Annotated in this window: 13 protein-coding genes; 5 read left to right on the forward strand and 8 right to left on the reverse strand. The window is 63.8% G+C overall.

Annotated features, from left to right (window positions below; genetic code table 11):
* Nucleotides 1-68: 68 nt before the first annotated feature.
* Together RMO57_RS20695 and prfB are read right to left on the reverse strand one after the other, a co-directional pair.
* Complete coding sequence (locus tag RMO57_RS20695) at nucleotides 69-677, reverse strand: HAD family phosphatase (RefSeq protein ID WP_310389889.1); 609 nt, start codon at nucleotides 675-677, stop codon at nucleotides 69-71.
* A protein-coding gene (prfB, locus tag RMO57_RS20700; RefSeq protein ID WP_310389891.1) for a peptide chain release factor 2 occupies nucleotides 677-1781 on the reverse strand; the annotation gives its coding sequence in 2 pieces (ribosomal slippage) (nucleotides 677-1699 and nucleotides 1701-1781; 1104 coding nt in all). The genes RMO57_RS20695 and prfB overlap by 1 nt, the downstream gene beginning before the upstream one ends.
* 218 nt (nucleotides 1782-1999) lie before the next feature.
* On the opposite strand from prfB, the gene RMO57_RS20705 reads away from it, so the two are divergent.
* Nucleotides 2000-2308, forward strand: coding sequence for a DUF4212 domain-containing protein (locus tag RMO57_RS20705; protein ID WP_310389893.1), 309 nt, complete (start codon nucleotides 2000-2002; stop codon nucleotides 2306-2308).
* Here the strand turns inward: RMO57_RS20705 and RMO57_RS20710 are convergent.
* Nucleotides 2263-3177 (reverse strand): alpha/beta hydrolase, encoded by a 915-nt coding sequence (locus tag RMO57_RS20710; protein WP_310389896.1) that lies wholly within the window; start codon nucleotides 3175-3177, stop codon nucleotides 2263-2265. The two genes, RMO57_RS20705 and RMO57_RS20710, sit on opposite strands and share 46 nt — an antisense overlap.
* Nucleotides 3178-3265: 88 nt before the next feature.
* Between RMO57_RS20710 and RMO57_RS20715 the strand changes: the two genes are divergently transcribed.
* A complete protein-coding gene (locus tag RMO57_RS20715; RefSeq protein ID WP_310389898.1) occupies nucleotides 3266-3745 on the forward strand; it encodes a GNAT family N-acetyltransferase in 480 nt (159 codons plus the stop codon).
* Between the two features lie 89 nt (nucleotides 3746-3834).
* Nucleotides 3835-5598, forward strand: coding sequence for an acyl-CoA synthetase (locus tag RMO57_RS20720; protein WP_310389900.1), 1764 nt, complete (start codon nucleotides 3835-3837; stop codon nucleotides 5596-5598).
* Here the strand turns inward: RMO57_RS20720 and RMO57_RS20725 are convergent, their stop codons facing one another.
* From RMO57_RS20725 to RMO57_RS20745, 5 genes are all read right to left on the reverse strand, one after another.
* A complete protein-coding gene (locus tag RMO57_RS20725) occupies nucleotides 5599-6429 on the reverse strand; it encodes a hypothetical protein (RefSeq protein ID WP_310389902.1) in 831 nt (276 codons plus the stop codon).
* Nucleotides 6417-7094 (reverse strand): hypothetical protein, encoded by a 678-nt coding sequence (locus tag RMO57_RS20730; protein WP_310389904.1) that lies wholly within the window; start codon nucleotides 7092-7094, stop codon nucleotides 6417-6419. Before RMO57_RS20730 ends, RMO57_RS20725 begins: the two co-directional genes overlap by 13 nt.
* Nucleotides 7091-7318, reverse strand: coding sequence for a helix-turn-helix transcriptional regulator (locus RMO57_RS20735; protein WP_310389906.1), 228 nt, complete (start codon nucleotides 7316-7318; stop codon nucleotides 7091-7093). Before RMO57_RS20735 ends, RMO57_RS20730 begins: the two co-directional genes overlap by 4 nt.
* Nucleotides 7318-7893, reverse strand: a complete 576-nt coding sequence (locus RMO57_RS20740; RefSeq protein WP_310389909.1) for a DUF2975 domain-containing protein — start codon at nucleotides 7891-7893, stop codon at nucleotides 7318-7320. Before RMO57_RS20740 ends, RMO57_RS20735 begins: the two co-directional genes overlap by 1 nt.
* A 73-nt stretch (nucleotides 7894-7966) precedes the next feature.
* Nucleotides 7967-8554, reverse strand: a complete 588-nt coding sequence (locus RMO57_RS20745) for a GNAT family N-acetyltransferase (protein WP_310389911.1) — start codon at nucleotides 8552-8554, stop codon at nucleotides 7967-7969.
* 133 nt (nucleotides 8555-8687) lie between these two features.
* On the opposite strand from RMO57_RS20745, the gene RMO57_RS20750 reads away from it, so the two are divergent.
* Both RMO57_RS20750 and RMO57_RS20755 read left to right on the forward strand, forming a co-directional pair.
* Entirely contained in the window at nucleotides 8688-9266 is a 579-nt protein-coding gene (locus tag RMO57_RS20750; RefSeq protein ID WP_310389912.1) for a GbsR/MarR family transcriptional regulator, read from the forward strand.
* 1 nt (nucleotide 9267) lies between these two features.
* The coding region (locus RMO57_RS20755; RefSeq protein ID WP_310389913.1) for a cytochrome ubiquinol oxidase subunit I at nucleotides 9268-10120 on the forward strand (853 nt) is incomplete at its 3' end.

Consider the following 10120-nt stretch of genomic DNA (forward strand, 5'->3'; position numbering starts at 1 on the left):
CCGCACCCTGATCGCGGGTCCCTATGGCGAGGCGTTGTTCGACGTCACGCTCGCCGAGCTTGAGCCCCTCACCTGCGACGCCAGCGGCTGCGCGTTGCGCTGTGGCTCGAACACAGCGCAACGGCCCGCATGCCGGCGCGGCGTGCGGCCTCGATGCCGAAGGGCGCGTCTTCGAACACCACGCAATGGGCCGGCGCAATGCCCAGGCGACGGGCGGCTTCGAGGAAGATCGCCGGCTCGGGTTTGCCGGGCAGGCCCTCGTCGCCGCCGACGATGGCCCGCGGCGCCGGGTCCATCGCCAGGTGCTGCATCGCGAAGGCGATGTTGTGGCGGTCGCCCGCGGTGCCCACGCCGATGGCCAGGCCCTGCGCCTGCGCGGCGGCCGCGAAGGCACGAAAGCCCGCCACTTCGCGGAACACTGGCGCGAACAGCTCGCGGTAGATGCCTTCCTTCTCGGCGATCAGGGCCCAGGATTCGGCTTGCGTGAGCTCGCGCCCGAACAGATCGTTCATGCACTCGGCGCCGGTGCGGCCCGTCGTGCGCCGCATCAGCTCATCCACCTCGATGGCCAGCGCATGCCGGCGCGCAAACTCGATCCACGACAGGCGGTGGTGGCCCATCGAGTCGATCATGGTGCCGTCCATGTCGAAGATCAACGCACGGACCGCCGCGGCCATCACACGCCTTGCTTCAGGCTGGCGGAAATGAAGGGGTCGAGGTCGCCGTCGAGCACCTTCTGCGTGTTCGAGATTTCCAGGTTGGTGCGCAGGTCCTTGATGCGGCTCTGGTCGAGCACGTAGCTGCGGATCTGGTGGCCCCAGCCGACGTCGGTCTTGGTGTCTTCGAGCTTTTGCTGGGCTTCCTGCTGCTTGCGCAATTCAAAGTCATACAGGCGCGAGCGCAGGCGCTTCCACGCAACATCGCGGTTGCCGTGTTGGCTGCGGCCGTCCTGGCACTGCACCACGATGCCGGTCGGGATGTGGGTCAGGCGCACGGCCGAATCGGTCTTGTTGATGTGCTGACCGCCGGCACCGGAGGCTCGGAAGGTGTCGGTGCGCACATCGGACGGGTTGATGTCGATCTCGATCGAATCATCCACTTCGGGGTAGACAAACAGCGAGGCAAAGCTGGTGTGGCGGCCGCCCGAGGAGTCGAACGGGCTCTTACGCACCAGGCGGTGCACGCCGGTTTCGGTGCGCAGCAGGCCGAAGGCGTATTCACCCTCGACCTTGATGGTGGCGCTCTTGATGCCGGCCACATCACCCGCTGTTTCGTCCTCCAGCGTGGTCTTGAAGCCCTTGCGCTCGGCGTACTTCAGGTATTGGCGCAACAGCATGCTGGCCCAGTCGCAGGCCTCGGTGCCGCCGGCGCCGGCCTGGATGTCGATGAAACAATTCAGCGGGTCTTCGGGCTTGTTGAACATGCGACGGAATTCCATCTGCTCGACGACTCCCTTCAGCTTGGCCGCATCGCCTTCGATGGCGCTCAAGCCTTCGAAGTCGTCCTCGGCCTTGCTCATCTCGAACAACTCCAGGTTGTCGGCCAGATTGCTTTCCAAGTGGTCGATGGTCTGAACCACGTTCTCCAGCGTGCGCTTTTCTTTGCCCAATTCCTGGGCGCGCTTGGGCTCGTTCCAGACGCTGGGGTTTTCTAAAGCGGCGTTGACTTCGTTCAGGCGCAGGGCTTTGCGGTCGTAGTCAAAGATACCCCCTTAGCGCGGCAGTCCGCGCTGTCAGGTCGTTCAGGGAGACGCCAATGGCGTTGATGTGTTCGATGTCCATGTTCTTATTTCCTTGCGGAGGCGGTCGTTTGCGGATGCTGTTTGAGTGCGCTGAAGTGCGGCAGCCCTCGACCGTCCAGAGTCCGCTATTTTCACACGGGCCGGCGCGCCCGCCGCTTGAGGTTGCGAATCAGGGCTTTCAGCCTGTTGCGCGGGCCGGGCTTGCGGCACACTGGCGTCCAGATTGATGTTCGCGAGCCGACACTGCATGAGGACCGTATGGATAGCATTGAAAGCGATCGAATCCTTGCTGCCGCCCGCACGCTTCATTGGCAGCGCAGCCGGCGCCTGAGCTTTGGTTTGCTGCTGATTTGGGCGCTGGTCACCTTTGGCGGTACTTTTTTTGCTCGCGAGCTGAGCTTCAGCTTCTTCGGTTGGCCCTTTAGTTTTTGGCTCGCCGCGCAAGGTGCGGTGCTGCTCTACTGTGCCTTGATTGCCTATTACGCCTATGCCATGCGCAAGCTCGACAAGGCTTTGTTTGATCAGGCCAAGAAGTCCTCGATGGCGGCGGCCAGCGCCTCGGGCTGATCGTGGTGCAGCATATGGCCGGCGTCGGCCAGCACCTGACGCCGCAAATTGGGCACCACGCTCAGGCGGCTCTCGAAGTCGCTGCGCGGGTAGCGCGTGCCCCAGAACTTGGTCAAATCGGTGCAAGCGCCTTCTACCCAGAGCAAAGGGGCCTCGATGCGCGCCCAGGTGGCGACGATTTCATCCTTGCGGTAAAGCATGGGGTTGGCGCGCTTGTGCGCCGGGTCGGCCAGAATTTGCCAGGCACCGTCCACCTCGCGCGACCAATGCGGCGCCAGCCAATCCGCCTTGGCCGCGCCCAAGCGCGGGTTGGTCTTCATCAGCCTTGCGGCCACCGCCGCCAGATCGGCATAAGGCTTCAGCTCCTGCGTCGTCTTCAGGTCGTCCAGCCATTTGCTCAGGCGGCCCGGTGCCTGCTCGGCCTGCGTGTCGGGCAGACCGAAGCCTTCCAGATTGATCACGCGCCGCACCCGGGCGGGCCTGGCGCCGGCATAGGTCATCACCACATTGCCGCCCATGCTGTGACCCAGCAGGTCAACCGGCGCGTCGGGGCTGACGGCGTCCAGCAAGGCGTCGAGGTCGCCCAGGTAGTCGGGGAACCAGTACGCGTCGGCGCCGCTGCCGGCGCTCAGACCAAAGCCGCGCCAGTCGATGCTGATGACCCGGCGGCCTTGCTCCTGCAAGGCGTCGACCACGAACTGAAACGAAGCGCCCACATCCATCCAGCCGTGCAGCATCAGCAGTGGCGGGCCTTGCTGATCGCTGGCGGTGCCGGCGGCGCTCCAGTCGAGCAGATGGTGGCGCAGCCCGCGCAGGGCTATGAAGCGGCTTTGATAGGGGCGGCGGGCAAGATAGGCGGGTGCAGTCATGCGGCGCACTGTAGCCCGCTGCAACATTGCATGGCTGTCGGCTTTGTGACAATTGCCCGGGCTTGATTCACGGGCAGAATCAGCGCCCATGACCGCCTACACCATACGCCCCGCCGCGCCGCGCGATGTGCCCGCCATCGTTGCCCTGATCACCGAGCTGGCCGAGTTCGAGCAGTTGACCCATCTGCTGGCCGTGACCGCCGACAAGCTGGCGCCCCATTTGTTCGGCCCCAAGCCGGTGGTCGAGGCGCTGGTGGGCGAGGTCGAGGGTGAGGTGGTCGGCTTCGCGCTGTTCTTCACCAACTTCAGCACTTTTTTGGCCAAGCCCGGGCTCTATCTTGAGGACCTCTATGTGCGCCAGGCGCACCGCGGTGTCGGCCTGGGCAAGGGGCTGCTGACCCGCTTGGCGCAGCTCGCCAACCAGCGCGACTATGGCCGTTTCGAGTGGAGCGTGCTGGACTGGAATGCAGACGCGATCCGCTTCTACGAGCGCATGGGCGCGAGCCTGCTGCCTGACTGGCGCATCTGCCGACTCAGCGGTGATGCGCTGGCGCGCTACAAAGCCTGATGCCAGTTTGACCGAGGGCAATCCATGAGCGCCATTCGGCAGGCCTTGGCTACCATGCGCGACTTGCTGGCGACACATAAGGGCGTTCGATGGAAAAGCATATTGGTCGTTCAAGCGATGCCTGTGTCGACGCCTATGCGGCCCTGTACGCCGGCTTTTCTTGGACGGTGCCTGCAGAGTTCAGCCTGGCCGAGGCCTGTTGCGCCCGCTGGGCACGCGAGACGCCGGATGCGCTGGCGATCATTTTTGAGAGCGAGAGCGCGTCGGCCGTGTCGCGCGCCCAGTACAGCTATGGCCAGTTGCAGCGTGCCGCCAATCGCTTGAGCAATGCCTTGCGGCGCCGCGGCGTGCAGCGGGGTGACCGGGTGGCGATTTTGCTGCCGCAGCGTTTTGAGACGGCGGTGGCGCATATCGCGATCAACCAGCTCGGCGCGGTCGGCGTGCCGATGTCCCATCTATTTGGCCCGGACGCCTTGGAGTTCCGTTTGCGTGACAGCGGCGCCGTGCTGGCAATCGTCGACGAGGCCGGCCTGCCGCAGCTGCAGGCCGTGCGAGTAAAGTGCCCGGCCCTGCGCACCTTGATCACGGCCGGGGGTCAGCCGCAGGGCGAGCATGAGGTGTGCTGGATGGCCGCGCTGCAGGCCGAGCCGGCGCGCTTCACGCCGGCGCGGCTGCAGGCCGATGATGCGGCGCTGCTGATTTACACCAGCGGCACCACCGGCGACCCCAAGGGTGCGCTGATTCCGCAGCGGGCCTTGATCGGCAATCTGAGCGGCTTTGTCGCCAGCCAGAACTGGTTCGGTTTCGACCCGGCCGATGCGAGCAAGAAGTCCGACGCGGTGTTCTGGAGCCCGGCCGACTGGGCCTGGACCGGCGGCTTGATGGATGCCTTGTTGCCGACACTCTATTTCGGCCGGCCCATCCTGGCCTATCAGGGCCGCTTCAACCCGGAGCGAGCCTTCGAGCTGATGCAACGCCACGGCATCACGCACACGTTTTTGTTCCCCACCGCCTTGAAAGCGATGCTGAAGGCCGTGCCTGAACCGGCGGCGAAGTTTCAGCTCAAGCTGAGGGCCATCATGAGTGCCGGCGAGGCGGTCGGCGACGCGGTGTTTGCCTACTGTCAGCAGCAACTTGGCGTTATGGTCAACGAGATGTTCGGCCAGACCGAGGTCAACTATGTGGTGGGCAATTGCAGCCGCTTCTGGCCGGCGCGGCCGGGCAGCATGGGCCGCGCCTACCCCGGCCACCGGGTCGCGGTGATCGACGAGGACGGCAAGACCTGCCCCCCAGGCGTCAGCGGCGAGGTGGCGGTGCACCGGCGCGACGTGCAGGGCGCGCTCGATCCGGTGTTCTTTCTGGGCTATTGGAGCAACGTCGCCGCCACGGCCGCCAAGTTCAGCGGTGACCCCGACAACAGCTGGTGCCGCACCGGCGATCTGGCCTGCGTCGATGCTGATGGTTATTTTTGGTACCAGGGCCGCAGCGACGATATGTTCAAGTCGGCCGGCTACCGCATCGGCCCCGGCGAAATCGAAAACTGCCTGATCAAGCATCCGGCTGTCGCCAATGCGGCGGTGGTGCCCAAGCCGGACGCGGCGCGCGGCGCCTTGGTCAAGGCCTATGTGGTCTTGAGCCCCGGCCAGGTTGAATCGGCCGCGTTGGTGGCCGAGTTGCAAGCCCATGTGCGTGGGGCCTTGGCGCCCTATGAGTATCCAAAAGAAATCGAATTCGTCACCGCCTTGCCGATGACGACCAGCGGCAAGCTGCAGCGCCGGGTGCTGCGCTTGCAGGAGGAGCAGCGTGCACAGCTCAAGGCGCAGCGCGGCAAGCGTCAGGCTCTGGTGGTTTGATCAGCGCTGGCCGCTGAGCCGCACGCTCAGGCTCGCATCCAGGGGCGCCACCAGCCTGGCGTTGTCGGGCCAGCGTTCTTCGCCGCTCAGGGTGGTGCATTGGCGGCGCGCGGAGGGCGACTGCTTGCTCGCGCCGCTTTGGTCCGGATCGAAGTCCTTGGGGTCGGCGCTCAGCGGCACGGTCAGCAATTGACCGACGGTGGCCGTATCGGGCCATTCAAGCTCCCAGTTCGCTTGAGCGCTGCAAATGCGTACGCCTTCGACCTGCGGAAATGCCCAGCGCAGATACCAGGGCAAGATCTCGCTGCGCATGGTGCCCGCCGCGTTCATGATTTTGCGCACCAGCGCCATATCAAGCTGCGCCGGCTTGACGGTCAGCAGCAACTTACCGCTCACCTTGGCCGAGCCCTTGGGCAGATTGCTGGCGATCTCGGCGTCCTTGGCCTGCTCCTTGGGCAGCACCGGCAATTCCAGCGTGCCGTCGGCCTGGATCGGAATGGGCACGTAGGCGTCGGCATGCATCACGGCCAGCTTGAGCGCCCGTGGCAGCGGCAGCTTGGGGTCCTTGGCCTCTAACCTGAATTCCAGACGGAAGAGGCCTTGGCCGTAGCGCTGCAGCATGCTGAGCACCTCGTTCATCTGGCGATAGGGCCGGATGCTGCCGTCGCGTTTCAAATTGACTGAGACAGACTCCAACACGGCGGGCTGGCCAGCGTCCGGGACGTCTTGGGCGCGAGCATCGGCCAACAGCATCGAGATGGCGAAAAAGGCGAGAACTTGAAGCTGCGGCTTCAGGTTGGCGATGGCCGTCGTGTGGACTATTGCTTGCATTTGGATACCAGCTTGGAGCCCATGCGGGCGTTTTCGTCAAAGGGGTTGAGCTGCGAGTTGCGGGTGTCGTTGACGTCCAGGCAGGTGCTGCCTTGGCGGAAGCGGCGGTGGCCCGGTGCGATCAATTCTTCGCGCAGCGTGGGGTCGCTGCCCAGGGCTACGGCCATGCGCTCGCCCATATCGGGGCCGTGTGAATTTGCGCGCGGGTCTTGTGCCGCCATCTGCGCCGGCGTGCCCCGCGCGCCGGAAGCCGCCCGAGCCGGCAGGGCCAGATTGAGTCGCTCCGGCGGCCGGTGCGCTTGCGCCGGCGCGCTCGTTTCGACCGTGCTGTTGGGTGCCGCTATCGACGAGCTTTTGCTGGCTTGCACGTCGCTGGCTTGCTCGTCATCTTGACGGGCCGGCGCCGCCAGGCTGCTGACACGCGGCTTGGCCAATTGAACCGGCCCTCGCGAGGGCAACACTTCAGCCACTTGCTTGCGGGCAGGTGGCGCCAGCAGGCTAACTTGAATATGCGGCGCGATGGTTTGGGTATGCCGGGCTTTTTGGGCATAGCGCCAATGCGCATCCAGACCCAGCCAGACGGCCATGTGCATCACAAGCAAGAGCAGTAGCAGGCCGACGCGGCGGCGGCCACGGCCTTGCGCGTTGGGATGAAAGCTGATCATGCTTCGGGGGGCAACTCGGGCACGTCTAAATAGCTGAGTAGTTCACCGGGCTGGCATTGTAGGGTTCGGCAAATGGCGGCCAAAGTGTCAAAACGCACCCCGCGCACCTTGCCCGACTTGAGCAGCGACAGATTCGCCTCGGTGATGCCGATTGCCTCGGCCAGTTCGCGTGAGCGCATCTTGCGTTTGGCCAGCATCACATCCAGCGTGACTTGAATCGGCATCAGATGAACTCCGCGTTCTCTTGCGCCAGCCGCGCCGCCTCTTGCATCACGATGGCGATGACCAGCATCGCCAAGCCGAAACCGAAGCTGGTGAAATGCTCAAAGCTCAGGCCGAGCACCAACTGGCGCTTGCCGACCGGATTGCCCATGGTCAAGGCCAGCACGGCCAAGGTGGTGGAGAGCGGCTGCGCGACCGCGTTCACCATCAGCGCCGCGCCGAGGCGTTTCAAGTGAACGGCAGGGCCGCTTCTGAAAATCTCGCCACGCCGGTAATAGCCGAACACACACCAGATTTGCCAGAGCGCGAACAGCAGCACCGCGGTGGGCAAGCAGCTGCTCAGCCAGCCCCAAAAGCGACTGCCGGCATCGAGTTGCAGGGCCGCGCCATTGGAGATCCAACTGCTGCGGGCGACTGACTCCAGCCATTCCGGGCGGCTCCACAGCAGCGCCGGGGCCACGCACAAGGTGGCGGCGCCGAGCAGGCAAAACAGCCGCACCCACCAACTCAGGCGCCGCACGCGGGCGCGGCCGGCAGCAGCGGCTTGGGTTTGCGGAGCGGTCGCTGTGGTTCTCATGTTCACCGTTTTTCAATAATTATTTACTGTAAAACAATAAGTAATTCTTGTAAAGCAGCGAATACTGAGTTATTCAAGGGGCCTTGTCGTCGTGCCAGTCCGGGTTGATCAGCGCATAGATTTGATGGTCACGCCAGCTGCCGTCGATGAACAGATAGCGCGGGCTCAGGCCCACCAAGCAAAAGCCAAGGCGCTCAAGCACCGTCACGCTGGGCAGGTTCTCGGGACGCACGGCGGCTTGCAGGCGATGCAGACCCACCTGGGGATCGAACATCTGCGCGATCACCGCCCGCAAACCCTCGGTCATCAGGCCCTGGCCCAGCGCATAGCCGTCCAGCGCATAGCCGATTGCCGCACTTTGAAAAGCGCCGCGGCTGACCTGCGTCACATTGATCTTGCCGATCAGCTCAGCCGGCGTTTCGGTGCGGCTGAGCCAGTAGCAATAGGCGTTGCCGGTGGCAAAGTCCTGGGCGCTGCGGGTCAGACGATTGCGAACGCCGTCGAGTTCGAAGTACTCGGGCGCGTAGGGCGGATCCCAGGGTGCGAAGCGCTCCCGGTTGCGCAGCTGGAAGGCATTGACGGCAGGGGCGAAGGCGACCATCGGTGCGCGCAGCAGCAGCCTCTCGGTCAGCAAATGCAGGGGCGGGGTGGGCAGGGGCACAAGGGTCTCCGGTGTATTTTCTTTAATTACTGAATTTTCAGTAATTACTGAAACTTTGATAAACTTTGTTCTGCATCAATAGCGCTGACGCCGTTGATTGCGCTGAGTCAATGTAAGGCAAGGAGTTCGCAAGATGAATGCAATGAGCCCGCTGGTCCGCAGCTTTGTCGCTCACTTTGGTGAAATGGGCAGCCGCTGGGGCATCAACCGCACGGTCGGCCAAATCTATGCACTGATTTTCGTGTCGCCACAGGCGCTCAATGCCGATGAAATCGGCGAGGCGCTGGAGTTCAGCCGCTCCAATGTATCGATGGGCTTGAAGGAGCTGCAAGCCTGGCGCCTGGTGAAACTGCGCCACCTGACCGGCGACCGGCGCGAGTATTTCGAGGCCCCCACCGACGCCTGGGAGATCTTCCGCACGCTGGCCGAGGAGCGCCGCCGGCGCGAGATCGAGCCGACGTTGTCGATGCTGCGCAATGCGCTGCTGGAGACACCCACCAGCGAGGAAGACCGCGTGGCGCAGGAGCGCATGCGCGGCATGCATGACCTGATCGAGCTGATGACGACCTGGTTTGATGACATCCAGAAAATGGACTCGCAGACCTTGGGCCAGCTGATGAAGATGGGCTCCAAGGTGCAAAAAATGCTGGAGCTGCCCGGTCGCATAGGGCGGGCGGTCAGCGGCAAGACAAGTTCAGTGGAAGGTCTTTGAAATGGACGCCGTCGTTCTGGCCCGCATGCAGTTTGCCGCCAACATCACGTTTCACATCCTGTTCCCCACCATCAATATCGCCTTGGCCTGGGTGTTGCTGTTCTTTCGCGCGCGCTGGCTGCTGACGCAGGATGCGGCCTGGCTGAGCGCCTACCGTTTCTGGACCAAGGTGTTCGCCTTGAGCTTCGCGTTGGGTGTGGTCAGTGGCATCACCATGAGTTTTCAGTTCGGCACCAACTGGCCCGGCTTTATGGAAAAAGCCGGCAATATCGCCGGCCCCTTGCTTGGCTACGAGGTGCTGACGGCTTTCTTCTTGGAGGCGAGTTTTCTGGGCGTGATGCTGTTCGGCCACGGCCGGGTCAGCGAGCGGGTGCACTTGGTGGCCACCGTGATGGTGGCATTTGGCACCACGCTGAGTGCTTTCTGGATTTTGAGCCTGAACTCCTGGATGCACACGCCGCAGGGCTTCGAGATCATCAACGGCGAATTTCATGCGCTGGATTGGTGGGCGGTGATATTCAATCCCTCTTTTCCCTACCGCTTGACGCACAAGTTATTGGCCTCGGGGCTGACGGTGGCGTTCTTCTTGGCGGGGCTGAGTGCTTGGCAGTTGCTCAAGGGCCGGGCGCAGCCGCACACGGCGCGGGTGCTGCGGGTCGGCCTGACGCTCGGCGCCGTGCTGATTCCGCTGCAAATTTTGGTCGGCGATCTGCACGGCCTGAATACCTTGAAATACCAGCCGGCCAAGATCGCCGCGATGGAAGGCGTCTGGCAGACCGAACGCGGCGCGCCCTTGCTGCTGTTCGCGTGGCCGAACGCGCAGACGCGCAGCAATGATTTTGCGATTGGCATCC

It is taken from the genome of Roseateles sp., from assembly GCF_031397715.1.
Taxonomy (GTDB): domain Bacteria; phylum Pseudomonadota; class Gammaproteobacteria; order Burkholderiales; family Burkholderiaceae_C; genus Paucibacter_A.

Coding starts and splice junctions, on each gene's coding strand:
- RMO57_RS20695 (WP_310389889.1), bottom strand. CDS start 677: ATGGCCGCGGCGGTCCGTGCGTTGATCTTCGACATGGACGGCACCATG.
- RMO57_RS20735 (WP_310389906.1), bottom strand. CDS start 7,318: ATGCCGATTCAAGTCACGCTGGATGTGATGCTGGCCAAACGCAAGATG.
- RMO57_RS20750 (WP_310389912.1), top strand. CDS start 8,688: ATGAATGCAATGAGCCCGCTGGTCCGCAGCTTTGTCGCTCACTTTGGT.
- RMO57_RS20705 (WP_310389893.1), top strand. CDS start 2,000: ATGGATAGCATTGAAAGCGATCGAATCCTTGCTGCCGCCCGCACGCTT.
- RMO57_RS20710 (WP_310389896.1), bottom strand. CDS start 3,177: ATGACTGCACCCGCCTATCTTGCCCGCCGCCCCTATCAAAGCCGCTTC.
- RMO57_RS20740 (WP_310389909.1), bottom strand. CDS start 7,893: ATGAGAACCACAGCGACCGCTCCGCAAACCCAAGCCGCTGCTGCCGGC.
- RMO57_RS20725 (WP_310389902.1), bottom strand. CDS start 6,429: ATGCAAGCAATAGTCCACACGACGGCCATCGCCAACCTGAAGCCGCAG.
- RMO57_RS20715 (WP_310389898.1), top strand. CDS start 3,266: ATGACCGCCTACACCATACGCCCCGCCGCGCCGCGCGATGTGCCCGCC.
- RMO57_RS20730 (WP_310389904.1), bottom strand. CDS start 7,094: ATGATCAGCTTTCATCCCAACGCGCAAGGCCGTGGCCGCCGCCGCGTC.
- RMO57_RS20720 (WP_310389900.1), top strand. CDS start 3,835: ATGGAAAAGCATATTGGTCGTTCAAGCGATGCCTGTGTCGACGCCTAT.